The organism is Amycolatopsis nigrescens CSC17Ta-90 (genome assembly GCF_000384315.1).
In the GTDB taxonomy this organism is placed as follows: Bacteria; Actinomycetota; Actinomycetes; order Mycobacteriales; family Pseudonocardiaceae; genus Amycolatopsis; species Amycolatopsis nigrescens.
In genome coordinates, this window is sequence record NZ_ARVW01000001.1 from 6,088,069 (window position 1) to 6,113,332 (window position 25,264).

Genomic DNA, 25,264 nt, shown 5'->3' on the forward strand with positions numbered 1-25,264 from the left:
ACAATGCCGGCATGTCCGAGAGCCACCGAGAATGGACGTCCTTCAGATCCGCCAAAGGCGCGGCGCAGCGCGCGGCGGACCTGATCGAGGTGCTGCTGGTGCCGGAGCCGGACCCGGCCGCCGTGGCGGAGGTGCTGCGCGCGCACGGCGAGCTGGACCCGATCGAGCTGACCGGCGAGGACCTGGGGGAGCTGCGCGCGGCGGCGGCCGAGCTGCGTGCGGTGTTCGCCGCGCGGGACGTCGGCGAGGCGGCCGAGCGGCTCAACGCGCTGTTCGCGGCGCACGCCGGCCCGCCGAGGCTGACCAGTCACGGCGGGGCGCATGACTGGCATCTGCACACGGACGCCCACGACGACGCGCCGTGGGGGCAGTGGCTGCGCACCTCGTCCGGGCTGGCGCTGGCCGTGCTGCTGGCCGAACGGCAGGCCCTGCCCGGCGGGATCTGCGCCGCGCCGTCCTGCGAAAAGTCCTTTGTGGACACCGGCGCCGGTGGGCCGAGGCGTTACTGCTCCACCCGCTGCTCCACCAGGCAACGGGTGGCCGCCCACCGCGCCCACCGTCGTGAGTGAAAAGTGTTGCCCGTGTTCTTGCGGGACACCCGCACCCGGGACGAACACTTTTCACTCACGACCGCTGATCAGGCGTTTTGCTCGTCGCGCCAGGCGATCCAGTCGCGCAGCGGGCCGAGGTCGTAGTCCGGTCCGCCGGCGTCCACGGTGTACAGCGAGACGCCGAGGTCGCGCAGCTTCGGGGCGAGCTCCGCCGGGTCGCCCTTCACCCCGCAGGAACGCTCGATCTCCGCCGGGTCGCGGCCGACGGTCGCGCAGTGCTGGTCGAGGATCCCGACCTTGCGCTCGACCACCGTCGGGTCGCCGAAGCCGTGCCAGATGTCGGCGTGCCTGGCGACCAGCTTGAGCGTCTTCTTCTCGCCGCCGCCCCCGATCAGCACCGGGATCTTGCGGGTGGGCGGCGGGTTCAGCTTGCCAAGCCTGGACTCGATCCTGGGCAGCGCCCCGGCCAGGTCGTCCAGCCTGCCGCCGGCGGTGCCGAACTCGTAGCCGTACTCGTCGTAGTCCCGCTCGAACCAGCCGGAGCCGATGCCGAGGATGAGCCTGCCGTCGCTGATGTGGTCCACCGTGCGCGCCATGTCAGCGAGCAGTTCGGGGTTGCGGTAGCTGTTGCAGGTGACCAGTGCGCCGATCTCCACCCGCGACGTCGACTCGGCCCAGGCGCCGAGCATCGTCCAGCACTCGAAGTGCAGGCCGTCCGGCTCGCCGTAGAGCGGGAAGAAGTGGTCCCAGTTGAACAGGATGTCGACGCCGAGCTCCTCGGCTTTGGCCGCGGTGCGCCGCATGGTCGCGTAGTCGGCGTGCTGGGGCTGAAGCTGCAGGCCCACTCGGATCGGCCTGTTCGCTGCTGTCGTCATGATCCCGAGCCTATGCCCCGGGTAGCGGCCTTGCAGCGGACTCCTCAGGCGCCGGTGACCCTGGCGGCCGCGAGCCTGCCCGAGATGAGCACCGGCGGGATACCCACTCCTGGTGTCGTGCCGCAGCCGGCGAGCACCACGTTTCGCACGTCCCGCACCAGGTTTCCCGGCCGGAACGGGCCGGTCTGGGTGAAGGTGTGCGCCAGCGAGAACGGGGTGCCAGCGGCCAGCCCCCGCGCCTCCCAGTCCCGGGGCGTGACCAGCTCGTCCAGCTGGAAGGAACCGGCGAAACCGGTGAGGCCACGGGCTTCGAGGGTGGCCAGCAGCTCATCGCGGTAGGCAGGGCCGACCCGCTCCCAGTCGATCCGCCCGGTGTGCAGGTTGGGGGCCGGGGCGAGCACTGAGATCACCTGGCCGCCGCCGGAGGACAGCCCGGGGTCGGTCGCCGTCGGCTTGGTCACCAGCAGCGAGGGATCGCTCATCAGCGAGCCGTCGCGGATGATCTCCTGGAAGGTCCGCGCCCAGGCGGCACCGAAGAAGATGGTGTGGTGCCCCAGTTCCGGCCAGTCGCGCTCGGAGCGGCCGTGCAGCACCACGGCGGACGGCGAGAACCGCAGCGGGAGCGGGCGGCGCGGCCTGGTGCCGAGCAGCCGGTAGGCGCCGGTCAGCTCGGTGGCGAGCACGATCGCGTCGCACTCGATGCGCTCGCCGGCGCGGGTGCGCACCGCGCGGACCCGGTCGGAGACCCGTTCCAGCCAGGCGGCCTCGGTCTTGAACCGCAGCTGGGCACCGGCCCGCTCGGCGGCGTCCGCCATCGCCCGCGCGACCCGACCCATGCCGCCGCGCGGGTAGTAGACCCCGCCGACGGTGTCCATATAGGAGATGACCCCGTACGCGCCGATCGCGCGCATCGGGTCGAGACCGGCGTAGAGCGACTGGAAGGAGAACAACCGGCGCACCCGTTCGTCGTGCAGGAACCGGCCGACCTTGCCGCCGAGCGAGCCGAAACCGCCCAGTGCGGCCAGTTTCACCAGTTCCGGGCGCAACAGGCCGAGCGGCGAGTCGAAGTTGGCGCCGATGAAATGGTCCTTCTGCACCGCGTACAGCTCGGTCAGCCAGCGGCGCAGCCGCCGGTACCCGTCCGCCTCGCGCGGGCCGGCCACCGCGCGGATCTCCGCCTCCATCGCCTCCGCGCCGGTGTGCACCGCGATCGTGCTGCCGTCCGCGAACCGCGCGTGATACGCCGGATCCAGCCGTTCCAGCCGCAGATGGTCCACTGTGGACGAACCGACCGCGGCGAACGCCTCGTCCAGCAGCTCGGGCATGGTGAGCACGCTCGCGCCGGTGTCCACCGAGTAGCCGTCCGCCTGGCGCTGGCCGACCCGGCCGCCGGGCTGCTCGTCCTGCTCGATCAGGGTGACCCGGCGCCCGGCGCCGAGCAGGTGCAGGGTGGTCGACAGCCCGGCCAGCCCGGCGCCGATCACCACCACGTGGTCGGTCGGCCCGCTCACCGTCTTCATGGCTAGTAGGTCCTCCGGGTGGCCCGGTCGGCGAGTTCGATGAGCTTGTCGGCGGCCGGCTCGGCGAGGTCCGCGCGGCGCAGCGCGGTCAGCGCGGCGGCGGTCAGCGTGTCGATCCGCCGCTCCACGGCGGTCACCGCGCCCACGTCGGTCAGCGCCGAGCGGACCGCTTCCACCCCGGCCTCGGTCAGCGCGGCGTCGCCGATCGCGTCCGCGATCAGCACCGCCTCGGCCGTCCGGCCCTGTTCGCCGGCCAGCTGCAGGCCGAGCGCCACCAGCAGGGTGCGCTTGCCCTCCCGTAGGTCGTCCCCGGCCGGCTTGCCGGTGACCGACGGGTCGCCGAACACGCCGAGCAGGTCGTCCCGCAGCTGGAACGCGACGCCGAGATCCCCGCCGAACTCCCGCAGGTGCCCGATCAGCCGCTCGTCCGCGCCGGCAAGCGAGGCACCGAGGTGCAGCGGGCGCTGCACGGTGTAAGCGGCGGTCTTGAGCTTGTCGATGCGCAGGGCGACGTCCACCGACGCGTCCCCGGTGGCCTGCGTGTGCACGTCCAGGTACTGCCCGGCGAGCACCTCGGTGCGCATCGCGCGCCAGGCCGGCCGTCCCGCGGAAAGCGTGGCCGGCGGCAGCGAGGTGCTCTCGAACATGTCGTCCGCCCATGCCAGCGCCAGGTCGCCGATCAGCACCGCCGCGGCCAGCCCGAACGAGGACGGCGGGCCGAGCCAGCCGTGCCCGGCGTGCCGCTTGGCGAAGGCGAGGTGCACGGTCGGCGAGCCGCGCCGGGAGTCCGAGGAGTCGATCAGGTCGTCGTGGATCAGCGCGCAGGCCTGGACCAGCTCCAGCGCGGCCACCGCGCGCAGCACGCCCTCGGCGTCCTGGCCGTCCGGATCGCCGCCCGCGCCGCGCCAGCCCCACCAGGCGAAGGTCGGCCGCAACCGTTTGCCACCGCCGAGCACGAACCCGGTGAGCGCCTCCACCGCGGGCGCGAAGGTGGGCTCGGTGGCGAGGATCCCTCGGCTCGCCTCGTGCAGGAAATCGTCGAGCGCCCGCTCGACATGAGCCGGCAGGTCTTGGTCGTACCGGGATTCCCGGACGGGCTCGCTCATGGGTCTATCGTCCGTGCTCACCCACCGGGGCGCGTCCCCGGGGTCGCCGGATGTGGTGCAGCGGGCATTCGCGGAATCATCATGGTCAGCACCAGCCCCGCCGCCGAGACCCCGGCCGCGATCAGGAAGGAGACCTGGAAACCGGCCTTGGACGGCAACGTCAGCGGGCCGAGCGTGAAGGTCAGCTGGGTCAGCACGACGCTGAGCACCGCGCTGGAGAAGGAGGTGCCGAGCGCGCGCATCAGTGCGTTGAGCCCGTTCGCCGCGGCGGTCTCCGAAGCGGGTACCGCGCGCATGATCAGCGCGGGCATCGCCGCGTAGGCCAGCGCCACCCCGACACTGATCACCGAGGCGACCAGCACGATCTGCCAGGCGCTGTGCATCAGGAACACCGCGGACCCGTAGCCGAGCATGATCACCGCGATCCCGGCCGCCAGCGAGGTCCGCGGGCCGTAGGCGGCGGAGATCCTGGCCGAGACCGGCGAGATCACGATCATGATCAACCCGCTGGGCGCCATGCAGATCCCGGCCACCACCAACGACTGGCCGAACCCGTAACCGGTGGCCACCGGCGCCTGCAGCAGCTGCGGCAGGATCAGCGCCTGCGCGTACATCGCGAACCCGACCAGCACCGACGCCAGGTTCGTCATCAGCACCTGCCGCCGCGCGGACACCCGCAGATCCACCAGCGGCTGCCGGACCCGGTACTCGTACCAGCCCCAGCCGAGCAGGATCACCAGCGCGGCACCGAGCAGGCCGAGCACCGCGGGGCTGCCCCAACCCCAGCTGCCGCCCTGGGTGATCGCCAGCAGCAGGCAGCTGAGCCCGAGCACCATGCCCAGCGCGCCGGCGAAGTCGAACCGCCCGCCGGCTCGCAGCGGCGACTCCGGCACCATCCAGGCGATGGCCGCCGCGCTCAGCAGGCCAAGCACGGCGGCCAGCCAGAACAGCAGGTGCCAGTCGGCCTGCTGGGCGACCAGCGCGGACAGCGGCAGCCCGACCCCGCCGCCGACGCCGATGGTCGCGCTCATCAGCGCCATCGCCGAGCCGAGCCGCTCGGCGGGCAGGGTGTCGCGCATGATGCTGATGCCCAGCGGGATCGCGCCCATCGCGGAGCCCTGGAGTATCCGGCCGAGCACCATCGTGCCCACGTCGCTGGTCAGCGCGGAGACCGTGGAACCGAGCACGAGCAGGCCGAGCGAGCAGAGCAGGATCCGGCGCTTGCCGTACATGTCGCCGAGCCTGCCGCTGATCGGCGTGCTGACCGCGCCGGCGAGCAGGGTGGCGGTGAGCACCCAGGACGCGTTCGCGGCCGAGGTGTGCAGCAGCACCGGCAGGTTCGGCAGCAGCGGGACGACCAGCGTCTGCATCAGCGCGGCCACCACGCCGCAGGTGGAAAGGACTAGGACGATCGCGCCGGGCCGTACTCTGCGGCCGAGATCCGGCGGCGCGGCAAGGTCGGTCATGCTGTTCCCCCAGCTTAGTTAATTGCAGCAAACAACCTTACCAATGCGAGCCGGGCTCCGGAGTGTGTCGGTTGTCATTCCGACGTTACCTACGACGCCGTAGGTTACGGAGGCGTAGGTTTGTGGCAGATTGGTGGAACGTCGTCTGCGGAAAGGAAGAACGGATGAGTCTTTCGGAGCCCACCCGGCTGCTCCTCGAGCTGGAACCGGTCGCGGAAGCGAACCTGAACCGGCACCTGGGGGTGGCCAAGGAATGGATGCCGCACGAGTACGTGCCGTGGAGCCAGGGCCGCGACTTCGCCGACCTCGGCGGGCAGGCATGGGATCCGGAGCAGTCGAAGGTGTCGCCGATCGCGCGGACCGCGCTCGAGGTCAACCTGCTCACCGAGGACAACCTGCCCAGCTACCACCGCGAGATCGAACGCGCCTTCGGCCGTGACGGCGCCTGGGGCACCTGGGTGCACCGCTGGACCGCGGAGGAGGGCAGGCACGGCATCTGCATCCGCGACTACCTGCTGGTGACCAGGGCGGTCGACCCGGTCGAGCTGGAGCGCGCCCGGATGCAGACCATGGAGGCCGGCTTCGACAGCGGCGACAAGCAGCTGCTGAACGTGTTCGCCTACGTCTCGTTCCAGGAGCTGGCGACCCGGATCTCCCACCGCAACACCGGCCGCTACACCGAGGACCCGATCGCGGAGAAGCTGCTGGCCAGGGTCGCCATGGACGAGAACCTGCACATGCTCTTCTACCGCAACCTGGTGACCGCGGCGCTGGAGGTCTCGCCGGACGCGATGATGCGCGCGATCACCGACGAGGTGGTCGGTTTCCAGATGCCGGGCAGCATCATCCCCAGCTTCGTCCGCAAGGCCGCGCTGATGGCCAAGGCCGGCATCTACGACCTGCGCATCCACCACGACGACGTGATCTGGCCGTTGCTGCGGCACTGGGACGTGTTCGCCATCGAGGGCCTCGGCGCGGAGGGCGAGCAGGCCCGCGACGAGCTTTCCGAGTTCCTGACCGCGCTGGACAAGCAGGCCACCCGGTTCGAGGAGCGGCGCGAGCTGGCCAGGGCCCGCGAACTGGCCAGGAAGTAGCTTCAGGCGCCGTACACGGTGCCGTCGCGGCGCGGGTCAGCGGCGCCACGCAGGCCGTGAGAGTCGGTGACCTCCACCGCCGCCAGCCCGCTGCGCAGGGTGGTGGCCTTGGCGCACGGGTGGTGCCGCTCGCGCAGCGCGGGCAGCAGCCCTTCGGCCGCGGTGCCGGCCTCCACGTCGGAGCGGACGTCCGGGATGCCGGCGCAGTCCTCCGCCCTGGCCTGGCCGCTGACGTGCGGCCGGGACACGGCCCGCAGCGGGTCTTCGCCGTAGCCGAGCACCCCGAGCACGGTCTGCGCGACGTAGTCCGGGATCGGCCCGCCGCCGGCGGCACCGGCCACCAGCCGGGGTTCGCCGCTCGCGCCGAACACGATGCTCGGCGCGATGGAGGTGCGCGGCCGCTTGCCGGCGGCCATCGCGTTCACCTCCGCGCCGGCCGCGCTGAAGTTCGTGGCCGCGTTGTTCAGCACCACGCCGCCGGCCAGCACCCTGGAGCCGAAGTTCAGGTTCACCGTGGTGGTCATCGAAACCGCGTTGCCGCCGGCGTCCACGATGCTGATCTGGCTGGTGCTGTCCCGCCCACCGGCCGGGTCGGAGATCCGCGCCGGTGCGCCGTCGGGCACGCCGGGCAGCACCGGGTGCCCGGCGGCGTCCGGCTTGACCTCGGCCGCCCGTGCGGCGCGGTACCCGGGGTCGGTCAGCCCGCGCAGCGGCACGTCGTCGTAGCCGGGGTCGCCGACGTAGGCGCGGGAGTCCACCCCGGCCAGCCGGCTGGCTTCGATCGCCAGGTGGGCGTATTCCGGGGAGTCCGGTGCGAAACCGGTGATCCCGTTGGCGGCCGCGATGTCGAGCAGGCCGGTCAGGGTCAGCCCGCCGGACGCGGGCGGCGGCGCGGTGCACAACCGGTGCCGCAGCACGTCCGAGCACAGCGGGCGGCGTTCCACCGCGCGGTAGTCCGCGAAATCGCGCAGGTCGAGCAGGCTCGGCACGACGGCGGGCCCCGATTCGTCCGCGGTCGGGTCCAGTACCCCGCCGCGCAGCCCGGCGACGATGGTGGGGGCGATCCGGCCGCGCGGGTCGTAGAACGCCGTCGCGCCACCGTCGCGCAGCTCGCGCAGGGTCTGCGCGAGTTCGGGGTTGCGCACCGCGGCGCCTGCCGGTTTCGGTCGGTCGCCGTCGCAGAACAGCGCGCGCAGGCCCGGGTAGCGGCAGGACGGGGTGACCGCGCCGGAGTCGCTCAGCGCGTCGTGCAGATACGGCGCGACTTCGAAACCCTGGCCGGACAGGGTGATCGCGTCGTCGAAGAGCCGGTTCCAGCCGAGCCTGCCGAACTTCTCGTGCAGCAGGCCGAGCACCGCCGGGGTGCCGGGAACGGCGGCGGCGCGGGCCGAGTAGTCCACGCCGGAGTCGAAGGCGCGCACCCCGCCGGCCTGCTCTTCGGCGGTCGGTACGGTCAGCCCGGCGGTCACCGTCGCGCCGGCCGCGGCCAGTCCGTCGAAGAAGCGGGTCCGCCCGCTGGCCGCGTCGTAGTAGGTGATCATGCTGCCGCCGCCGAGCCCGGAGGACTGCGGTTCCACCACCGCGAGTGCGGCCTGCACGGCGACCGCGGCGTCGGCGGCGGAACCACCGGCGACCAGCACCCGGCAGCCGGCCAGCGCGGCGGCCGGGTTGGCCGCGGCGACCATCAGCTCGGTGCCTTCACCATGCCGACAACCGGGTGATCCGGTCCCAGCCTGTGCAGGCATAGCAAGGCACAGGGTGGTGAGCAGGGCCGTCGCTACGGCAAGATGAAGAGTCCGCATGGGCACGGACTTATACCGGATCGGAGTACCTGGTGGCCAACGACACGTTCCAGCTCGCGGGAGCTTTCTCCCACGGTACGGACTGATCGATAGCATGGGACCCATGACGTCGGTAGTGGAGCGACTACAGGGAGACGCCACGGTTTTCTCGGTGGAGTTCTTCCCACCGAGGGGCGAAGCGGACGAGGCGATCCTCTGGCGATCGATCCGGGAGCTGGAATCCCTCGACCCGGCCTACATGTCCATCACCTACGGGGCCGGCGGCGGCAGCCGGGACGGCACGATCCGCAACATCGCCAGGGCCGCGACCGAGACCACGCTGGTGCCGATGGCGCATCTGACCGCGGTGAACCACTCCGTCGCCGAACTGCGCAATGTGATCGGCTGGTACGCGGCGGTCGGCGTGCGCAACATCCTTGCGCTGCGCGGAGATCCGCCCGGTGACCCGTACGGCGAATGGGTCCCGCATCCGGACGGGCTGAACTACGCCGAGGAACTGGTCGAGCTGGTGCGCTCGCTCGGCGACTTCTGCGTCGGCGTCTCGGCCTTCCCGTACGGTCACCCGCGCTCGGACGATCTGGACAGCGACACCCGGCACCTGGTGTCGAAGTTCAAGGCGGGCGCCGACTTCGGCATCGCCCAGCTGTTCTTCGAGGCGGAGGACTTCCTCCGGCTGCGGGACCGGGTCGCCGCGGCGGGCTGCGACAAGCTGCTCATCCCCGGCGTGATGCCGCTGACCACCCCGCGCACCCTGCGCAAGACGATCGAGCTCTCCGGCGCGAGCGCGCCGCGGTCCCTGCTCGACCGGCTGGAGCCGCTGACCGAGGACGCCGCCGCCTTCCGCGCGGAGGGCCTGGACGTGGTCACCGAACTGTGCGAGCGGTTGATCGCGGAGGGTGTGCCGGACCTGCACTTCTACACGTTCAACCGGTCCAAGGCGACCCGCGAGGTGGTGAGCAGGCTCGGCCTGGTGCCGGCCCGCGCGTAATTCCCATCGGCGTTCGCGACGGCCTCCCGGTAGCGTGCGGCCATGGCTTTCGATCCTCCCGCGCGCACCGGCGTGCACCAGATCTGTGACCGGTTCGTGGACGAGTTCGCGGCGGCCAACCCGGTCGCCGCGACCGTGCTCGGGCTGCCGGGTTACGACGACCAGCTGACCGACTACTCGCCGGAAGGGCACGCCGCCAGGGCGGCCCTGACCGAGCGTGCGCTGGCCGACGTGCGGGCCGCCGAGCCCGCCGACGCCGCCGAGCGGGCCGGCAAGGCGGTGTTCACCGAGCGGTCCGGACTGGAGCTGGAGATCCACGAGGCGGGGCTGGACATCTCCTCGCTGAACGTGATCTCCAGCCCGGTGCAGGAGATCCGCCAGGTGTTCGACCTGATGCCGGCCGAGACCCCGGAACACTGGGCGGTCATCGCGGCCAGGCTGGCGAAGGTGCCCGGAGCGCTGGACGGAGTGCGCTCTTCGCTGCTGGTGGCCGCCGACGCCGGGAACGTGGCCGCGCTGCGGCAGGTCGGCAAGGTGGCCGAGCAGGCGGAGACCTGGGCCGGGCTGGCCGGCGCTGAAGGTTTCTTCACCGCGCTGACCGCCGGCGCCACCGGGGTGCCGGACTCGCTGCGCGCCGATCTCGACCGCGGTGCGCGGGCCGCGCAGGAGGCATACGCCGAGCTGGCCGGGTTCCTCCGCGCCGAGCTGGCCCCCAGGGCGCCGTCGAAGGACGCGGTGGGCGAAGCGCCGTACCGGTTGTGGTCGCGCTATTTCATCGGCGCCGAGCTCGACCTGCGCGAGGCCTACGAGTGGGGCTGGGCGGAGTTCGCCCGGATCGAGGCCGAGATGCGCGAGGTCGCCGCGCGGATCCTGCCCGGTGCGAGCCTGGCCGAGGTCGCCGCCGCACTCGACGCCGACCAGCGCTACCAGGTGCACGGCCAGGACGCCTTCGAACGGTGGATGCAGCGGCTTTCCGACGACGCGCTGAACGCCTTGCGGGGCAAGCACTTCGACATCCCGGACGAGCTGATGGCGTTGGAGTGCAAGATCGCACCGCCGGGCGGCGGCGTCGGTGCCTACTACACCGGGCCCAACGAGGACTTCAGCCGTCCCGGCCGGATGTGGTGGTCGGTCCCGGCCGGCAGGCAGGAGTTCTCCACCTGGCGTGAAGCCAGCATCGTCTACCACGAGGGCGTGCCGGGTCATCACCTGCAGATCGGCACCGCGGTGCACCAGGCTGGCACGCTCAACCGGTTCCAGCGGCTGCTTTCGTTCACCTCCGGGCACGGCGAAGGCTGGGCGCTCTACGCGGAACGGCTGATGCAGGACCTCGGTTTCCTCGACGACGACGGCGACCTGCTCGGCATGCTCGACTCGCAGCTGTTCCGGGCGGCCAGGGTGGTGGTCGACCTCGGCATGCACCTGGAGCTGGAGATCCCGGCGGGCACCGGGTTCCACGAGGGCGAGCGCTGGACCCCCGAACTGGGCCTGGAGTTCATGCTGACCAGGACCATCACCGATGCCGAGCACGTGTACGACGAGATCGACCGCTATCTGGGCTGGCCGGGGCAGGCGCCCGCGTACAAGCTCGGCGAGCGGCTCTGGCTCGCGGCCCGCGAGGACGTCCGGCGCCGCCAGGGTGCCGCCTTCGACCTCCGGGACTTCCACACCAGGGCGCTCAAACTGGGCGGCATGGGCCTGGACACCCTCCGCGAACAACTCGCCGAACTCCCCTGACAGCTACCCGGCTCCGCAGCGAAGGCCACCTTGCCTGCGTTCAACGCAGCGAAGGTGGCCTTCGCTGCGTTGGCGTCGAGGGAAAAGGAGTGGCGGGGACGGCTAGGTTGAGATCATGCACCGGGTTTTTCTGGTAACCCCGCCCCCCGCCTCCTGAGCGGGGTGTAGCCCGCCGTACGGCTTTTGCTGCCGTACGGCTTCTTTCTGGTGCGTACCCCCGCGTCGTCGTTCCCTTTTCCTTCGACGCAGGAGTGTTCTCGTTGTCTCTTTCCGCGGGCGTGCGCGCCCGAAAACTGTCCGCGGTGGCACTGGTCACCGCCGGAGTGCTCTGGGGAACCGGTGGTCTCGCCGGTTCCCTCCTTGCCAGCAAAGGAAATCTGCATCCGCTGTCGGTGGCCGCCTACCGGCTGCTGCTCGGCGGGCTGTGCATGGTGCTGCTGCTCGGGGTGACCGGCCGGTTGCGGGGGCTGCCCCGGACCGCGGCGGCGGGCCGGCGGCTGTTCGCCGCCGGCGCGCTGCTGGCGGTGTTCCAGGCCGGCTATTTCGCCTCGGTGCTGCTCACGTCGGTGAGCGTCGCGACCATGGCCACGATCGGCAGCGTGCCGGTGTTCGTCGCGATCGGGGGCGCGCTTTCCGGGCGGGGCGGGCCCGACCGGAACACGGTGCTCTCGATCGGGTTCGCTCTGCTCGGCCTGGTGCTGCTGTCCTGGTCGCCGGAGGACGGTGACCAGGGGCGGCTCGTGGCCGGCCTGGCGCTGGCGCTGCTCTGCGGTGCCGGGTTCGCCGCCATGACGCTGCTCGTCGGCAAACCGGTCGACGGGCTGGATCCCTTGCGCACCAGCGCTTTTGGTTGCCTGATCGGAGGTTTCCTGCTGCTGCCGGCGGCTTTGCGGTCCGGTATGGCGATCCCGTTGCGGGCGGACGTGCTCGGCGTCGCGCTGTACCTCGGCGCGGTGCCGACCGGGCTGGCCTATGCGGCGTACTTCCTCGGGCTGCGGGCCGCGCGGCCGGTGCTCGCCGCGCTGTCCGTGCTGCTGGAGCCGCTCACCGCGGCCGTGCTGGCCGCGCTGGTGCTCGGGGACGAGCTCGGCGTGGTCGGCTGGTGCGGGGCCGCACTGCTGGTCGTCGCGCTCGCGGTGAGCTACCGGCGCCCCGGCTCAGCCGCCGACCCGCAGATGTAGCCCGTCACGGGCTTCCGCGCGGTCGGCCATCGAGGCTTCCAGCCAGCCCCTCGGTGGCCGGCCCGCGGCCAGCCTGGCCCGGAACCGGGGTGCCCGGCGGGCATGCCGGGAGAACGACCAGCCGAGCAGCACCCGGCCGCGGGAACGCTGCCCGATCAGCGCTTCGGTTGGGCTGCAGTCGATCCACAGCAGGTGCCGCGGCCGCCCGGTGAGCGCGCCGAGCAGCACCAGCACCGCCCTGGTGCCCGCGCCGGTTGCCGGGTCGTGCAGCACCACCGGGCCCGGCGCGCGGACCAGCGCGCGCAGCACCCGCACCGCGTGCAGCAGGTGGACCAGCGGGCGGTACCAGCCGTAGGGCGTGTTCGCCGGCAACCTCGCCCGCAGCCTGGCGCGTACCTGGTCGGTGTCCAGCACGTCGATCGGCGCACTGGCGCGCGTGTTGCGGAGCAGGGTGCTCTTGCCGGCGCCCGGCAGCCCGGCGATCACCAGCAGGGCTCTCGGCTCGACGGTGAGCTGTAGTTGTCCGGCCTGCCGATGCTGCGGTGTCGGACGTGTCATGTGCGGATAACGGCGGCCGGTGCCCGGTCGTTCCTCATTGTGAGCTTTGCGGCTTTTCAGTGCGTTTCTTCCAGCGGTAGTGGACGGCCGAGGATGGCGAACGGCCGGGGGTCGCCGGCGAAGTGGTAGTCGCGCAGCACGTCCTGGAAACCGAGCCGTCGGTAGAGCTTCCAGGCCCGGCTGGGGCCTTCCGGGGTGGACAGCAGCACGTGCCCGCTCGACACGTCGCGGAGCAGCCGGCGGAGCAGGTCCTCGCCGACCCCGCCGCCCTGGTTCCGCGGGCGGACGTGGATCTCGGTCAGCTCGAAGTAGTCGTCCAGCCAGTGCGTCGCGGCCCGGTCGCCGGCGGAGACAAGGCCGCGTCGCACCTGCTCGTGCCACCACTGGCCGGGACGACCGCGATAGCCGTAGGCCAGGCCGATCAGGGTGTCGTCGGCGCCGAGCGCGGCGATGCAGCGCCAGCCCTCCCGCAGGGCGTGGGTCAGCCACATCGGCGCCCGCTGCTCCGCGGTACCGGCTGGATAGCGCATCGCGTCGACGTAGATGTCCAGCGCTTCGCGCAGCCGGAACCGGAACTCGTCCGCGGACAGTTCGGCGAACCGGGTGTGCTCCGAGTGCATAGCGGTCACCGGTTCGCCTGACCGGTGACGTCCACGGCGCGGCCACCGGTCAGTGCGAGCAGGTCGTCGAAAGTGGTGGGGAAGACCGACTTCGCGTGGCCCGCGGCGGCCCACACCACGTCGTACCGGCGCAGTGCGACGTCCACCAGCGTGTCCAGCGCGGCCGGGTGCCCCACCGGTGCGACGCCACCGATCACCTGACCGGTGTGCGCCTTGACGAACGCCGGGTCCGCCATCTCCACCCGCGTGCTCCCGGTCAGCGCGGCCAGTGCGCCGGTGTCGGCGCGGTGCGCGCCGGAGGTGAGGGCCAGCAGCGGCCGCTCGTCGGTCGTACCAGTCGTGCGGAAGACCAGGCTGTTCGCGATGGCGCCGACTTCGACGCCCAGCGCCTCGGCCGCCTGTGCGGCGGTGCGCACCTCGGCGGGCAGTATCCGGATTCCCTTCGCGGCGTCGTGCTGGCCGGCTTCGGCGAGCGCGGCGGCGACCTTCGCGACCGCGGGATGGTCGAGGCTGCTCATGGTGATTATCAGATCACGAGCGGGACCGGCCCGCGAAGGCCGGATCGCCTCCACGCGGGTTCGGGGTTGAGCGAAGCGCCGACCGGGGTTACTCTGGACTTGTTCGAACATACGTTCGACATTCGGTGGAGCTCACCGGTCCGGTACCCGGTGCGGGGACGGGGGAAGCGTCTCGGCGCCGGGTACCGCCATCGGGCTCCAGGGTAGGAGGGCCCCATGACAATTCGCGGCCAGCGCTGGCACGAAGGCACCCGGCGCGCGCTGCCCGGCCTCGGTCACCTGGAGGCGGGGCGGTCCTGCCGTACCCCGTCGGCCGGGGCCCGGGGCGGAGCCGCCGCCCACCGTCCGCGCGCGCATGCCCTGCCCGACCAAGGAGGGGCCATGTCCGTCGCCGTCGCCTCCAGGGAGGAGACCGCGCAGTCGATGCTGCCGATGCCGCTGCGCCCGCCGGCGCCGCCGGCCGCGGTGGCGATGCTCGAACAGGCGAGGCGCGGGCTCGCCGAGGCGGAACGGGAACGCGAGCCCGCCGAACGGTTCATCGCCTCGTACCTTGCCGCGCACCGGGCGGCGGCCGCGGTGCTGTCCGCGCGCGGCCGTCCGCATCGTGGCCGGGCCAGGCCGGCCAGCGTCTGGACGCTGCTGGAGAGCACGGTGCCGGAACTGCGCGAGTGGGCGGTGTTCTTCGCCGCCGCCTCGGCCACCCATGCCGAGGCGCAGGCCGGGATCACCCGGCGGCTCAAGGCTGCCACCGCGGACGAGCTGCTGGGGCAGGCCACCCTGTTCCTCGAGCTCGCCGGTCGTGTCGTCCATGGATGCGGGTGATGCCCGGCGGGCCCGCCCTGATCGACCACGCCAGGTTGTTGGAAGCACTCGGGATCGAGGGGGAACTGCTCGGGGAACTGGCGCACAGCGCGCCGGCCGACGCGCCCGTGCCGAGCTGTCCCGGTTCGACGATCGGGGAGACGGTCCGGCACGTGGGCAGCGTCTACCGGCTCGGGCTGTCCTGGGTCCGCGGAGGGCGGCGGCCCCTGGAGTGGCAGCGTGAGCCGGGTCCCGGGCAGTCGCTGGGCGAGTACCTGCGGACCGGCCTTGCCGAGCTGATCGGCGAACTGGCCGCGCACGATCCGAACGCGCGGGCCCCGACCTGGTGGCCGGAGGACCCGACCTACGGGTTCTGGTGCCGCCGGATGGCCCACGAGACCACGATCCACCGGGCGGACGTGCAGGCCGCCACCGGGGCGGAGATCACCGGGATCACCGGGGAGTTCGCGGCCGACGGGGTGGACGAGGTGCTCACGCTCTGGTTCGGCCAGCGGCTGCGGACGCTCGGGCTTTCCGGCACCACCACCGCTTCGGTGGCGGTGCAGACCGGCGGGCACACCTGGATCGCCCGCGCGGGACCCGGCGACACGGTCGCGTGGCGGTGCTCCGCCGGTGAGGCGGAGCAGGCCGATGCGGTGGTCTCGGGTTCCGCAGCGCAGGTCTACCTGTGGCTGTGGGGCCGGGCCGGTCCGACAGCGGTCACGGTGCACGGCGATCACAACGCGAGCGGGCAGCTCTGGGCGCTGCTGCGGCTGGCGACCCGATGACGAGCGTGTGGGGAAGCATTGCTGGTCTCCGGGTTTCCGGCCGCGGCGGGTCCGGGCGCCGCCGTCCTGGCCGGCCGAGTTAGCCGCCCTCGCGCACGGCGAGCATCTGCGCCACCACGTCCGCGAGTAGTCGCTTATCCGCGGGCGGTACCTCTTCGGCCAGCGCCTCCAGCCGGGTGATCACGGCCTGGTGGGCGTCGGCGCCGGTCCGCGAACCCTGTTCGGTCACCGCGATCCGGCAGGCGCGGCGGTCATGGGAGTCGCGTGCGCGGGCCACCAGCCCGCGCCGCTCGACCCGGTCCACCAGTCCGGTCAGGCTCGATTTCTCCAGGTTCAGCAGCCTGCTCAGCTCCGTCATGCCGATCGGGCCGTCGATGAGCATGCACAGCAGCTGAGCCTGCTGGGGCGTGAGTTCCCGCTCCCGGCTGACTTCGGCGAACACCTGCTGCACCAGGTGCGACAGCCGCACCAGTGCGGTGGCGAATCCGATCTCCTTGCCCGTCTCGGTCGCGGCCGTCTCCATGCCGCCGAGTGTAGTTGACGGTTGTTCGTGGTGCGAACTAATGTAGTTCGCATAACCAACAGTACGTACTACGAACTAGGAGCTCCCATGACCGCGACCGTGGCCGTAATCGGCGGGGGATACGGCGGGATCACCGTCGCCAAGGCGTTGGACGACGTGGCCGACGTCGTACTGGTGGAACCCCGGGACGCCTTCGTGCACAACGTGGCCGCCTTGCGCGGCCTGGTCGACCCGGCCTGGACGGACCGGCTCTTCTACCGCTACGACCGGTTGCTCGACCGCGGCCGGGTGGTCCGGGAGCGGGCCGTGCGGGTGGACACCACGGCCGTCACGCTCGGCTCGGGCGAGCGGATCGCGGCGGACTACGTCGTGCTCGCCACCGGATCTACCTACCCGTTCCCGGCCAAGGTCGACGTGCCCGACAGCGCGGCGGCCAAGGCAAGGTTCCACGTCACCCGCGATGCCTTGGTGCGCGCGGAGAACGTGCTCCTGCTCGGCGCGGGGCCGGTGGGGCTCGAACTGGCCGGCGAGCTCAAGGCGGCCTGGCCGGAAAAGGCCGTGACCATCGTCGATCCGGCGGACGACCTCCTCGCCGGCGGTTTCCCCGACGAGTTCCGGGCCGAGCTGCGCCGTCAGCTCGACGAGCTGGGTGTCGAGCTGGTCCTCGGCACGTCCCTGCGCGAGCTGCCGCCGTCCGATCCCGGCGAGGCCAAGACCTTCACCGTGCACACGCGCTCCGGCCGGGAGATCACCGCCGACCTCTGGTTCCGCTGCTTCGGCGTCGTGCCGGTCACCGACTACCTGGCCGGCGACCTCGCCTCCGCACGGCGTGACGGCGGCGACGTCGAGGTCACGCCGCAGCTGCGGCTTCCCGGCCAGGAACGCGTTTTCGCCCTCGGCGACATCACCGCGATCCCGGAGGCCAAGATGGCCAAGGCGGCGGGCGACCACGCCGAGGTGATCGCGGCCAACATCCGGACCCTGATCCAGGGCGGCCAAGAGCTGGTCTCCTATCAGCCCGCGGCGCCCGGTATCGCCCTCCCGCTGGGACCGTCGGGCGGCGCTTCCTACGCGCTCGGCATGGGCATGCTGGGTGCCGAGCAGACCTCGGAGATCAAGGGCGCGGACCTCCGGTCGGGGGTGTACACCGACCTCTTCGGTCTCGCCTGAGCCCGCCAGCCGGGGAACCCGCTAGGTTCGGGCCATGGCAACCCGTCCGGTGAACCTGGTGGTCGACTCGGCACAACCACGAGAGCTGGCCGGGTTCTGGGCCGAGCTGCTCGGCTGGCGGATCGCGCTGGACCTGCCGTCGGAGGTGGCCGTCCGCGCGCCCGCCGCCGACGGCTGGGACCTGGACCTGGTCATGGTTCCGGTACCGGAGGCGAAAACGGCGAAGAACCGGATCCATCTGGACCTGGCCAGCGGCTCGGCCGCCGAGCAGCGGGCACTGGTGGATCGCGCGGTCCGGCTGGGCGCCGAGCCGGTCGACATCGGGCAGGGACCGGTGCCCTGGGTGGTGCTCGCCGACCCGGAGGGCAACGAGTTCTGCGTGCTGGAACCCCGGCCGGAGTACGCCCGCACCGGAGCCGTCGCGGCCATCGTGCTCGATGCCGCGGATCCGGCCGGGCTGGCCGCTTTCTGGGCCGGGGCGACCGGCTGGGTGCTCTCCCGCCGGGCGGATGCGCAGGTGGGCTTGCGCGCGCCGACCGGCAGGGGGCCCTGGCTGGAGCTGTTGGGCGGCGCCGAACCGAAGCGGGGCAAGAACCGCGTGCATCTCGACGTGGCCCCGCCGGCCGGCGGAGGCCACGCCGGCGAGGTCGAACGGCTGGTCCGGCTCGGCGCGCGGACCGCCGACGTGGGTCAGCGGGACGAGCCGTGGCGGGTGCTCGCGGATCCGGAGGGCAACGAGTTCTGCGTGCTCACCCCGCGCTGAGGCCGCCGCCGCTTGTTTCGGATGCGTTGCGGGGCCTGGTGACCCGTCGGGGAGTCATGACAAGCGCGAAACAAACGCGCCCTAGGGCAGCAACAACCGCGGGCGACCGTGGACGGATGGACATCAGTCACGCTCGAAGCGCCGAGGTCACCGAGCTCTCCCGGGCCGGACTGCCGAGTGGTGCAACCGAGGCCACCTCGCTCACCTGGCGGCTCCGCATCCGGGTGGAGGACCGGCCTGGCACGCTCGCCAGGATCGCGATCAGGCTGGCCGACCTGGAGTGCAACATCCTCGGGCTCACCGTGCTGCCGGTGCCCGGCGGGGTGCTGGACGAGATCGTGGTCCGGCCCGCCACCGGGCTGACCAAGCGCCACCTCGTCCGCGCCCTGCGGGACGAGGGCTGCGAATGCTCCGGAATCACCGACGCCGACGTGCGCGAACTGGTGGACACCTCGGCCGCGACGCTCGCCTCGGTCACCCGCGCGGTGCTGGACCCCGAGCGCGTCGCGGAGGTGCTCCGCGAGGTGCTGGCCGCGGACCTGGTCACCCTGGTGCCGGTGGCCGAGGCGAACCGCGGCCGCACCGAAGGCGGCCACCGGGTCGTGTTCGAGCTCGACCCCGGCCGGGTGCTGGTGGCCCGCCGCCGGTGGGCGCCGTTCGTGCAGCTCGAGCTGGCCAGGGCGGACGGGCTGCTCGCCCTGCTCGGCGCGGTGCGGACGAACCCGGCCGGCCCGGTGGCGGTGACCGCCGCGGACGGTGCCGCGCTGGTGCTCCGGCTCGGCGAGCCCGGCGACGCGGACCGCGTGTTCGCCCTGCACCAGCGGTGCTCGATGAACACCCTTTTCCAGCGCTACCACACCGGGATGCGCACGGTGCCCCGTCGCTGGCTGCACCGGCTGCTCACGCCGCCGCGCGGGCTCAGCCTGCTCGCGATGTGCGGCCGCGAGACCGTCGGGCTCGGCCAGCTGCTTCCCGCCGGCCCCGACCGGGCCGAGGTGTCCCTGCTGGTCGAGGACTCCTGGCAGCGCGACGGGGTGGGCACCGCGCTGATGATCAGGCTGGCCACGCTCGCCGCGATCCGCGGCCATCGGGAGCTGGTGGCGGTCTGCCTGCCCGGTCAGGACGCGATCATCCGCACCGCCGTGCGAGCCGGGCTCACCGCCGCCCGTACCGGCGGTGAGCCCGGTGAGAACGGGTCAGTGCGGATCGAACTGCCCGCCGGGTTCCGGTGACCGCTCAGCGAAGCTCTTTCCGGAACTTCACCAGCCGAGCGCTGAACCCCAGCCGATCCCGGTAGAACGGCACGGACAGCTCGTTGTTCGCCTCGGTCTCCAGCAGCATCACCTCGGCGCCGCATTCCCGCGCCCAGCCCAGCACGGACTCCATCAGCGCGGTCCCGGCGCCGTCCCGCCGCTGCCCGGCGGACACGGCGAGCGCGTCGACCTGCACCCGGCGCCGGCCGAGGTCCCGTTCGAGCTGGAGCGATGCGTTCTCGGCCGGCTCCAGCAGCCTGGCGATCAGCATGCCGACGATCTCGCGGTCGCGGAGGGCGACCAGGAACAGCTGGTCCGGCTGCCCGCCCAGCGCCGAGCACAGTGCGTCGAACTTGTCGGCGAGCTCGGAGCAGTCCGGCACCTGGCTCAGATCCGGGTTCAGCTCGGCGAGGTAGCGGCCGGTGTCCCGCCAGACACGCGAGCAGCCGTCCCCGTCTCCGGGCACGGCCCGCCGCACCTTCACCGCGACCATGTTGACCATGACGACCACCCTGGCACGGGCCGCGGCGACCGGCGAGGCGTGCTCAGCGGTTCCAGAACCAGTCCTTGCCCCGGGCCTGGCGCAGCGCCTGCTTCTTGCGCTCGGCCGCCAGCCGGTCCAGGTAGAGCAGCCCGTCGAGATGATCCGTCTCGTGCTGCAGGCACTGCGCCATCACGTCTTTTCCTTGCACCGTAACGGGTTCGTTGCGCAGGTCGACCCCGCGCACCACCGCGTGCTTCGCACGGGTGGTTGGGAACCACAGCTCGGGGACGGACAGGCAGCCTTCGTCGATCTCGTGCGTCTCCTCGGACAGCTCGACGATCTCCGGGTTCAGCACGTAGCCGATCTGGCCGTGCACGTTGTAGCTGAACGCGCGCAGCCCCACCCCGATCTGCGGGGCGGCCAGCCCGGCGCGGCCCGGCTTGTCCACCGTGTCCAGCAGATCGTTGACCAGCGACTCGGTGCCCTTGTCGAACTTGAGCACCGGATCGCAGACGGTCTTGAGCACCGGGTCGCCGAAGTAGCGCAGTTCCCGCACGGCCATGGTTCGAACTCCCTCTCTCGCCGCGAGAGCTTAACGCCGGTTAGGCGCGCAGCCGCAGGCCCTTCGGGGTGGCGCGGAAACCGGCCTGGGTGAGCACCTCGGACAGCGCCGAGGTCAGCGCGTGCTCGCCGTCGGCGCGCTGCACCGCGAGCTGGCCGAGCCAGCCCTCCCGGACCGCCCTGGACAGGGCTTCGGCGGCCAGCCGCAGGCTCGGTTCGTCTTCGGTGAAGGACAGCAGCGACCGGCCGCCGCGTTCCACGTACAGCGCGGGCACCCCGTCCACCAGCACGGCGAGCGCGCCCGCCTTGCGCGCCGGGCGGTGCTTGGTGCCGCCCACCGGCGCTGGCCAGCCCAGCGCGGCGCCGTAGGGCTGCGCCGGGTCGGACGCGGCCAGCACCACCGCGCCACCGGTGGCGGCCGGGTCGCGCTGCCGGGCGCCGGTGTCGGACACCGCCCGCAGCCGGTCCACCGCGCCCCGCGCGGCGAACTGGGCGGCACCGAGGCCCTCCACCACATAGCCGCGGATGACCTGCCCGGAGTCCTCCATCCCGCGCAGCACCTTGTAGATACCGGAGAACCCGCCGGTGACCCGCTCGGTCTCCAGCGCGCCTCTGGTCAGCACCCCGTGCCGTTCCAGGAAGGCTTCGGTGCGGGCATGGGTCCGCCTGGTCGGGTCGGCCTCCCGCGCCGGGGTCAGCGCCCAGCGCCCGGCCACCGTCGGCGGCCCGGTGCGCGAAGGCATGGCGGGCCGGCCGGCCCGCATCCTGGCGTACCGGCCGCGTGGTGCGCTGCGGCGTGGTTTGTGCGTGGCGCCCCGCCCGGAGACCTGGGCGCGGACCGGGCCGAGGGTGTCGCCGGTGACCACCCCCGCCCACACCAGGTCCCACAGCGCGGCCACCACCTCGGCGTCCTCCGGCGGGGACTCCACCAGCGGGGATGCCCTGTCCACCAGCTGCCGGAAGAACAGCGCGCCACCGTCCAATGTGGACTTAATGGCCCGGTGCAGCGGAGTGTCCGGCACGTTCTCCTCGACCTCGGGCAGCAGCAGGTCGGCCACGTCGGCGGGGGCCAGCGCGAGCCAGCCGTCCCCACCGGCTAGTCCGCCGCACCCGCACCAGGTGACTTCGCCCGCGGCGGTGAGCTCGTCCAGCAGCGCCGGGTAGTAGCCGGGCAGCCTGCTGGGCAGGATCAGCGACTCCACCGCGCTGGCCGGCAGCGGCGCCCCGGCCAGCTGCTCCACCACCGAGAGCACATCGTCCGCCGTGGGCGCCCCCCGCAGTGTCTTGCGGGACACCCGCACCCGGTCGGCCTCAACAACCGGGCTGGCGCGAGTATCGGTTACTGAGGCCTCCGAGCTCGCGCCGATTCCGTGCCAGGAAGGCAGGAACCGCCCGAGTGCGGCCGGTTCCACCGGTTCCACCTCGGCCCGCAGCCTGGCCAGCGAGGCGCGCCGCAGCCGGCGCAGCACCGCCGCGTCGCAGTATTCGACCCCGCCCGGATGCGCGGGATGGGCCGACCCGGCCTCCGCCCTGCCGACCGGGCTCAGCTCACCGCGGACCAGCCTGCCGTCGGAGGTCATCCGGTCCAGCACCCCGGTGACCACGGCGGTGCCGAGCCCGAACCGCGCGGCGGCCTGCTCGGCCGGGAACGGGCCACGGCAGCGCGCGTATCGGATGAGCAGTTCGCCCAGCGGGTCGGCCACCGGCTCGGTGAACACCTCGGGCACGCCCACCGGCAGCGCCACGCCCAGCGCGTCCCGCATCCGCCCGGAGTCCTCGATCGCGATGAACCGCCGCTCACCCGCGATCCGCACCCGGATCACCCGGCGGGCGGATTCCAGCTCGCCGAGCCACTCCGGCGCGACCCCGCGCTCGGCCGCCTCGGCCTCGGTCAGATCGCCGAGGAACCGGAGCAGGTCTGCGGTGTCCTCCGCGTTGCGGGCATGCCTGTCTTCGTCGAGCCGCTGCAGCGACCGCTCGACCTCGGCCACCACCTCCGCGTCGAGCAGTTCCCTGATCGCCTCGGTGCCGAGCAGTTCGGCCAGCAGCGACGAGTCCAGCGACAGGGCGGCGGCCCGCCGCTCGGCCAGCGGCGCGTCGGTCTCGTAGAGGAACATGCCGACATAACCGAACAGCAGGCTGCGGGCGAACGGCGACGCGGACGGGGTCTCCACCTCGACCACCCGCACCCGTCTGGCCCGGACGTCGGCCATCAGCTCGCGCAGGCCGCCCACGTCGTAGACGTCCTGGAGGCACTCGCGCATCGCCTCCAGCACCACCGGGAAACGCTCGTACTTCGCGGCCACCGATAGCAGCTGCGACGCCCGCTGCCGCTGCTGCCACAGCGGGCTGCGCCGGCGCGGGTCGCGCCGCGGCAGCAGCAGGGAACGGGCCGCGCACTCCCGGAACCTGGCGGCGAACAGCGCCGATCCGCCCACCTCCGCGACGATCAGCTGCTCGACCTCCTCCGGATCCAGCAGCACGTCCTCCGCCGTGACGGTGACCTCGCCGCCGTCGGAGTCCAGCGCGTCCGGTAGCCGCAGCACGATCCCGTCGTCGGAATGCGCCACCTGCGCGTCCACCCCGCGGTTCTCCCGGAGCCTGGCCGCGATCGCCAGCGCCCACGGCGCGTTCACCTGCGCGCCGAAGGGGGAGTGCAGGATCACCCGCCAGTCCCCGAGTTCGTCGCGGAACCGTTCCAGCAAGATGGTGCGGTCGTTCGGCAGATGCCGGGTCGCGGCCCGCTGTTCCGCCAGGTAGCCCAGCAGGTTGGTGCGGGCCCGCTCGTCCAGCCCGGCCGCCGCGGCCCGCTCCACCGCCCGCTCGGAGTCCAAAGTGGACAATTCGCGGACGAAGGCGCCGAGTGCCCTGCCGAGCTCCAGCGGGCGGCCCGGCGCGTCGCCCTTCCAGAACGGCATCCTGGCCGGTTCGCCCGGTGCCGGCACCACGATCACCCGGTCATGGGTGATGTCGGTGATCCGCCAGGACGAGGTGCCCAGCAGCACGGTGTCGCCGACCCGCGACTCGTACACCATCTCCTCGTCCAGCTCGCCGACCCGCGAGCCTGGCCTGCCCTCGGTGCCCGGGGTCATCACGGTGAACAGCCCGCGGTCCGGGATGGTGCCGCCCGAGGTCACCGCCAGCCGCTGCGAGCCCGGCCTGCCGTGCAGCTCGTCGGTCACCCTGTCCCAGGTGATCCGCGGCCGCAGCTCGCCGAACTCCTCGCTCGGGTACCGGCCGGCCAGCATGTCCAGCACCGCGTGCAGGGCGTCGTCCGGCAGCGCCGCGAAGGGGGCCGAGCGCCGGACCAGCGCGGCCAGCTCGGTGACCGTCCACGACTCCAGCGCGACCATCGCGACCACCTGCTGGGCCAGCACGTCCAGCGGGTTGCGCGGATAGCGCACCGCCTCGATGGAGCCCGACGCCATCCGTTCCGCCACCACCGCGCAGGAGACAAGGTCACCGCGGAACTTCGGGAACATCACCCCGCTGGACACCGCGCCAACCTGGTGCCCCGCCCTGCCGACGCGCTGCAGCCCGGAGGCCACCGTCGGCGGGGCCTCGATCTGCACGACCAGGTCCACCGCGCCCATGTCGATGCCCAGCTCCAGGGACGAGGTGGCGACCACGCAGGGCAGCCGCCCGGTCTTGAGCTCCTCCTCCACCCGGGTCCGCTGTTCGCGGGACATCGAGCCGTGGTGCGCCTTGGCCACGGTGTCTTCGGTGACCTCTATGCCGACGGTCAGCCCGGACTCGCCGATCGCCTCCGCCGGATAGCGCTGCCCCGGCTGGAGCTCCGGCGTCTTCCCGGCGGCGAGCTCGTTCAGCCGCGCGGTCAGCCGCTCGGTCAGCCGGCGGGAGTTGGCGAACACGATCGTCGACCGGTGCGCCCTGATCAGCTCGAGCACCCGCTCCTCCACCGCGGGCCAGATCGACGGCCGGTTGACCGCCGCGCCGCCGATCTCCTCCTGGGTACCGATCCCGCCCTCAGCCGGCAGTTCGGGCATGGTCAGGGCGTCCATCGGCGAGGCGGGCGCGTCCAGGCTGCCCATGTCCTCGACCGGGACCTCGACCCGCACCTCGATCGTCTTGGCCAGTTTCGGCTGCACCACCCGCACCGGCCTGCCGCCACCGAGGAAGGCGCTCACCTCGTCCACCGGCCGGACGGTGGCGGAAAGGCCGATCCGCTGGGCGGGCCGCGGCAGCAGCGCGTCCAGCCGTTCCAGGGACAGCGCCAGGTGCGCGCCGCGTTTGCCGGCGGCCACCGCGTGCACCTCGTCCACGATCACCGTCCGCACCCCGCGCAGCGACTCCCTGGCCGAGGAGGTGAGGATCAGGAACAGCGACTCCGGCGTGGTCACCAGGATGTCCGGCGGGGTCCTGGTGAAGGATCGCCGCTCGGTGGTGGTGGTGTCGCCGGTGCGCATGCCGACCTCGATCTCCGGCGGGTCGAGGCCGAGCCTCCGGGAGGCCTGTGAGATTCCGGCAAGTGGCGCGCGGAGGTTGCGCTGCACGTCCACCGCGAGCGCCTTCAGCGGGGAGACGTACAGCACCCGGCAGCGTTCGGTCGGCTTCGGCGGTGGTGGCTCCACCGCCAGCCGGTCCAGTGCCCAGAGGAACGCCGCCAATGTCTTGCCGGAGCCGGTCGGGGCCACCACCAGCGCGTGCTGCCCGGCGTGCGCCGCGCGCCACGCGCCGGCCTGCGCGTCGGTGGGCGCGGCGAACGCCCCCGTGAACCAGTCCCTGGTCGCGGGGGAGAACAGTTCGAGCGCCGATGCAGCCACGCCGACCATCATGCGTCGGGGCACCGACAGTTTCCGAGCGGGGGCCACCGGCGACCGGTCCCGACCTCGGTGAACCTGGCGCGGATCACCGTCACTTGGCGGGTCCGTACCCGTGCCCGGC

The 25,264-nt window shown here is 72.5% G+C and carries 22 protein-coding genes; 10 read left to right on the forward strand and 12 right to left on the reverse strand.

The genetic code is table 11. The features are described from left to right. Positions 1-11 precede the first annotated feature (11 nt). Entirely contained in the window at positions 12-569 is a 558-nt protein-coding gene (locus tag AMYNI_RS0129015) for a CGNR zinc finger domain-containing protein (protein WP_020671596.1), read from the forward strand. Between the two features lie 68 nt (positions 570-637). Here AMYNI_RS0129015 and AMYNI_RS0129020 read toward each other — a convergent pair whose 3' ends face one another. Genes AMYNI_RS0129020 through AMYNI_RS0129035 form a run of 4 tightly spaced genes read right to left on the reverse strand, consistent with a single transcriptional unit; the run spans position 638 to position 5,518 of the window. Then, positions 638-1,426 carry an LLM class F420-dependent oxidoreductase gene (locus AMYNI_RS0129020; RefSeq protein ID WP_026361078.1) on the reverse strand — a complete coding sequence of 263 codons (789 nt, stop codon included), beginning with the start codon at positions 1,424-1,426 and terminating at the stop codon, positions 638-640. 44 nt (positions 1,427-1,470) lie between these two features. Next, complete coding sequence (gene crtI, locus AMYNI_RS0129025; protein ID WP_020671598.1) at positions 1,471-2,946, reverse strand: phytoene desaturase family protein; 1,476 nt, start codon at positions 2,944-2,946, stop codon at positions 1,471-1,473. Positions 2,947-2,948: 2 nt separating this feature from the next. Continuing rightward, entirely contained in the window at positions 2,949-4,052 is a 1,104-nt protein-coding gene (locus AMYNI_RS0129030; protein ID WP_020671599.1) for a polyprenyl synthetase family protein, read from the reverse strand. A 17-nt stretch (positions 4,053-4,069) separates the two neighbouring features. Next, on the reverse strand, positions 4,070-5,518 hold the full coding sequence (locus AMYNI_RS0129035) for an MFS transporter (RefSeq protein ID WP_020671600.1): 1,449 nt from the start codon (positions 5,516-5,518) through the stop codon (positions 4,070-4,072). A 164-nt stretch (positions 5,519-5,682) separates the two neighbouring features. Here AMYNI_RS0129035 and AMYNI_RS0129040 point away from each other — a divergent pair, with 164 nt between their 5' ends. Next, positions 5,683-6,612, forward strand: a complete 930-nt coding sequence (locus tag AMYNI_RS0129040; RefSeq protein WP_020671601.1) for an acyl-ACP desaturase — start codon at positions 5,683-5,685, stop codon at positions 6,610-6,612. 2 nt (positions 6,613-6,614) lie between these two features. On the opposite strand, the gene AMYNI_RS45580 is transcribed toward AMYNI_RS0129040, so the two are convergent. Then, positions 6,615-8,357: a gamma-glutamyltransferase family protein gene (locus AMYNI_RS45580; protein ID WP_169515778.1), complete on the reverse strand. Its 1,743-nt coding sequence runs from the start codon at positions 8,355-8,357 to the stop codon at positions 6,615-6,617. Positions 8,358-8,517: 160 nt separating this feature from the next. Between AMYNI_RS45580 and AMYNI_RS0129050 the strand changes: the two genes are divergently transcribed. From AMYNI_RS0129050 to AMYNI_RS0129060, 3 genes are all read left to right on the forward strand, one after another. Continuing rightward, a complete protein-coding gene (locus AMYNI_RS0129050; protein WP_026361079.1) occupies positions 8,518-9,402 on the forward strand; it encodes a methylenetetrahydrofolate reductase in 885 nt (294 codons plus the stop codon). 42 nt (positions 9,403-9,444) lie between these two features. Further along, the gene (locus AMYNI_RS0129055; RefSeq protein ID WP_020671604.1) at positions 9,445-11,139 is read left to right on the forward strand and encodes a DUF885 domain-containing protein; all 1,695 of its coding nucleotides are present in this window, start codon (positions 9,445-9,447) and stop codon (positions 11,137-11,139) included. Positions 11,140-11,399: 260 nt separating this feature from the next. Continuing rightward, on the forward strand, positions 11,400-12,320 hold the full coding sequence (locus tag AMYNI_RS0129060) for a DMT family transporter (RefSeq protein ID WP_040406043.1): 921 nt from the start codon (positions 11,400-11,402) through the stop codon (positions 12,318-12,320). On the opposite strand, the gene AMYNI_RS0129065 is transcribed toward AMYNI_RS0129060, so the two are convergent. From AMYNI_RS0129065 to AMYNI_RS0129075, 3 genes are read right to left on the reverse strand one after another with little or no spacing between them, the layout of a single operon-like run. Beyond that, positions 12,297-12,878 (reverse strand): AAA family ATPase, encoded by a 582-nt coding sequence (locus AMYNI_RS0129065; RefSeq protein WP_020671606.1) that lies wholly within the window; start codon positions 12,876-12,878, stop codon positions 12,297-12,299. The genes AMYNI_RS0129060 and AMYNI_RS0129065 overlap by 24 nt on opposite strands. 56 nt (positions 12,879-12,934) lie before the next feature. Then, positions 12,935-13,498 (reverse strand): GNAT family N-acetyltransferase, encoded by a 564-nt coding sequence (locus tag AMYNI_RS0129070; protein WP_020671607.1) that lies wholly within the window; start codon positions 13,496-13,498, stop codon positions 12,935-12,937. 5 nt (positions 13,499-13,503) lie between these two features. Then, positions 13,504-14,016: a YbaK/EbsC family protein gene (locus tag AMYNI_RS0129075; protein WP_020671608.1), complete on the reverse strand. Its 513-nt coding sequence runs from the start codon at positions 14,014-14,016 to the stop codon at positions 13,504-13,506. Between the two features lie 216 nt (positions 14,017-14,232). On the opposite strand from AMYNI_RS0129075, the gene AMYNI_RS0129080 reads away from it, so the two are divergent. Both AMYNI_RS0129080 and AMYNI_RS0129085 read left to right on the forward strand, forming a co-directional pair. Next, complete coding sequence (locus AMYNI_RS0129080) at positions 14,233-14,838, forward strand: SAV_6107 family HEPN domain-containing protein (protein ID WP_245574022.1); 606 nt, start codon at positions 14,233-14,235, stop codon at positions 14,836-14,838. After that, a complete protein-coding gene (locus AMYNI_RS0129085; protein WP_020671610.1) occupies positions 14,829-15,605 on the forward strand; it encodes a maleylpyruvate isomerase family mycothiol-dependent enzyme in 777 nt (258 codons plus the stop codon). The genes AMYNI_RS0129080 and AMYNI_RS0129085 overlap by 10 nt, the downstream gene beginning before the upstream one ends. Before the next feature lie 79 nt (positions 15,606-15,684). On the opposite strand, the gene AMYNI_RS0129090 is transcribed toward AMYNI_RS0129085, so the two are convergent. Continuing rightward, positions 15,685-16,128, reverse strand: a complete 444-nt coding sequence (locus AMYNI_RS0129090) for a MarR family winged helix-turn-helix transcriptional regulator (protein ID WP_020671611.1) — start codon at positions 16,126-16,128, stop codon at positions 15,685-15,687. A gap of 87 nt (positions 16,129-16,215) precedes the next feature. Here AMYNI_RS0129090 and AMYNI_RS0129095 point away from each other — a divergent pair, with 87 nt between their 5' ends. The 3 genes from AMYNI_RS0129095 (at position 16,216) to AMYNI_RS0129105 (ending at position 19,293) form a co-directional block, all read left to right on the forward strand. Then, a complete protein-coding gene (locus tag AMYNI_RS0129095) occupies positions 16,216-17,298 on the forward strand; it encodes an FAD-dependent oxidoreductase (RefSeq protein ID WP_020671612.1) in 1,083 nt (360 codons plus the stop codon). Between the two features lie 34 nt (positions 17,299-17,332). Then, positions 17,333-18,061 carry a VOC family protein gene (locus AMYNI_RS0129100; protein ID WP_026361083.1) on the forward strand — a complete coding sequence of 243 codons (729 nt, stop codon included), beginning with the start codon at positions 17,333-17,335 and terminating at the stop codon, positions 18,059-18,061. Positions 18,062-18,177: 116 nt separating this feature from the next. Then, complete coding sequence (locus AMYNI_RS0129105) at positions 18,178-19,293, forward strand: GNAT family N-acetyltransferase (protein WP_020671614.1); 1,116 nt, start codon at positions 18,178-18,180, stop codon at positions 19,291-19,293. 4 nt (positions 19,294-19,297) lie between these two features. On the opposite strand, the gene AMYNI_RS0129110 is transcribed toward AMYNI_RS0129105, so the two are convergent. The 3 genes from AMYNI_RS0129110 to AMYNI_RS0129120 are packed head-to-tail and all read right to left on the reverse strand — an operon-like array spanning position 19,298 to position 25,155. Beyond that, on the reverse strand, positions 19,298-19,816 hold the full coding sequence (locus tag AMYNI_RS0129110) for a GNAT family N-acetyltransferase (RefSeq protein ID WP_020671615.1): 519 nt from the start codon (positions 19,814-19,816) through the stop codon (positions 19,298-19,300). Between the two features lie 43 nt (positions 19,817-19,859). Then, positions 19,860-20,360, reverse strand: coding sequence for a peptide deformylase (gene def, locus AMYNI_RS0129115; RefSeq protein ID WP_020671616.1), 501 nt, complete (start codon positions 20,358-20,360; stop codon positions 19,860-19,862). Between the two features lie 40 nt (positions 20,361-20,400). Beyond that, positions 20,401-25,155, reverse strand: coding sequence for an ATP-dependent helicase (locus tag AMYNI_RS0129120; RefSeq protein WP_020671617.1), 4,755 nt, complete (start codon positions 25,153-25,155; stop codon positions 20,401-20,403). Positions 25,156-25,264: the final 109 nt, after the last annotated feature.

Bases quoted from the DNA above. Each gene is read 5' to 3' on its own strand.
- AMYNI_RS0129015 (WP_020671596.1), top strand. From the start codon at position 12: ATGTCCGAGAGCCACCGAGAATGGACGTCCTTCAGATCCGCCAAAGGC.
- AMYNI_RS0129020 (WP_026361078.1), bottom strand. From the start codon at position 1,426: ATGACGACAGCAGCGAACAGGCCGATCCGAGTGGGCCTGCAGCTTCAG.
- crtI (WP_020671598.1), bottom strand. From the start codon at position 2,946: ATGAAGACGGTGAGCGGGCCGACCGACCACGTGGTGGTGATCGGCGCC.
- AMYNI_RS0129030 (WP_020671599.1), bottom strand. From the start codon at position 4,052: ATGAGCGAGCCCGTCCGGGAATCCCGGTACGACCAAGACCTGCCGGCT.
- AMYNI_RS0129035 (WP_020671600.1), bottom strand. From the start codon at position 5,518: ATGACCGACCTTGCCGCGCCGCCGGATCTCGGCCGCAGAGTACGGCCC.
- AMYNI_RS0129040 (WP_020671601.1), top strand. From the start codon at position 5,683: ATGAGTCTTTCGGAGCCCACCCGGCTGCTCCTCGAGCTGGAACCGGTC.
- AMYNI_RS45580 (WP_169515778.1), bottom strand. From the start codon at position 8,357: ATGCCTGCACAGGCTGGGACCGGATCACCCGGTTGTCGGCATGGTGAA.
- AMYNI_RS0129050 (WP_026361079.1), top strand. From the start codon at position 8,518: ATGACGTCGGTAGTGGAGCGACTACAGGGAGACGCCACGGTTTTCTCG.
- AMYNI_RS0129055 (WP_020671604.1), top strand. From the start codon at position 9,445: ATGGCTTTCGATCCTCCCGCGCGCACCGGCGTGCACCAGATCTGTGAC.
- AMYNI_RS0129065 (WP_020671606.1), bottom strand. From the start codon at position 12,878: ATGACACGTCCGACACCGCAGCATCGGCAGGCCGGACAACTACAGCTC.
- AMYNI_RS0129070 (WP_020671607.1), bottom strand. From the start codon at position 13,498: ATGCACTCGGAGCACACCCGGTTCGCCGAACTGTCCGCGGACGAGTTC.
- AMYNI_RS0129075 (WP_020671608.1), bottom strand. From the start codon at position 14,016: ATGAGCAGCCTCGACCATCCCGCGGTCGCGAAGGTCGCCGCCGCGCTC.
- AMYNI_RS0129080 (WP_245574022.1), top strand. From the start codon at position 14,233: ATGACAATTCGCGGCCAGCGCTGGCACGAAGGCACCCGGCGCGCGCTG.
- AMYNI_RS0129085 (WP_020671610.1), top strand. From the start codon at position 14,829: ATGCGGGTGATGCCCGGCGGGCCCGCCCTGATCGACCACGCCAGGTTG.
- AMYNI_RS0129090 (WP_020671611.1), bottom strand. From the start codon at position 16,128: ATGGAGACGGCCGCGACCGAGACGGGCAAGGAGATCGGATTCGCCACC.
- AMYNI_RS0129095 (WP_020671612.1), top strand. From the start codon at position 16,216: ATGACCGCGACCGTGGCCGTAATCGGCGGGGGATACGGCGGGATCACC.
- AMYNI_RS0129100 (WP_026361083.1), top strand. From the start codon at position 17,333: ATGGCAACCCGTCCGGTGAACCTGGTGGTCGACTCGGCACAACCACGA.
- AMYNI_RS0129105 (WP_020671614.1), top strand. From the start codon at position 18,178: ATGGACATCAGTCACGCTCGAAGCGCCGAGGTCACCGAGCTCTCCCGG.
- AMYNI_RS0129110 (WP_020671615.1), bottom strand. From the start codon at position 19,816: ATGGTCAACATGGTCGCGGTGAAGGTGCGGCGGGCCGTGCCCGGAGAC.
- def (WP_020671616.1), bottom strand. From the start codon at position 20,360: ATGGCCGTGCGGGAACTGCGCTACTTCGGCGACCCGGTGCTCAAGACC.
- AMYNI_RS0129120 (WP_020671617.1), bottom strand. From the start codon at position 25,155: ATGATGGTCGGCGTGGCTGCATCGGCGCTCGAACTGTTCTCCCCCGCG.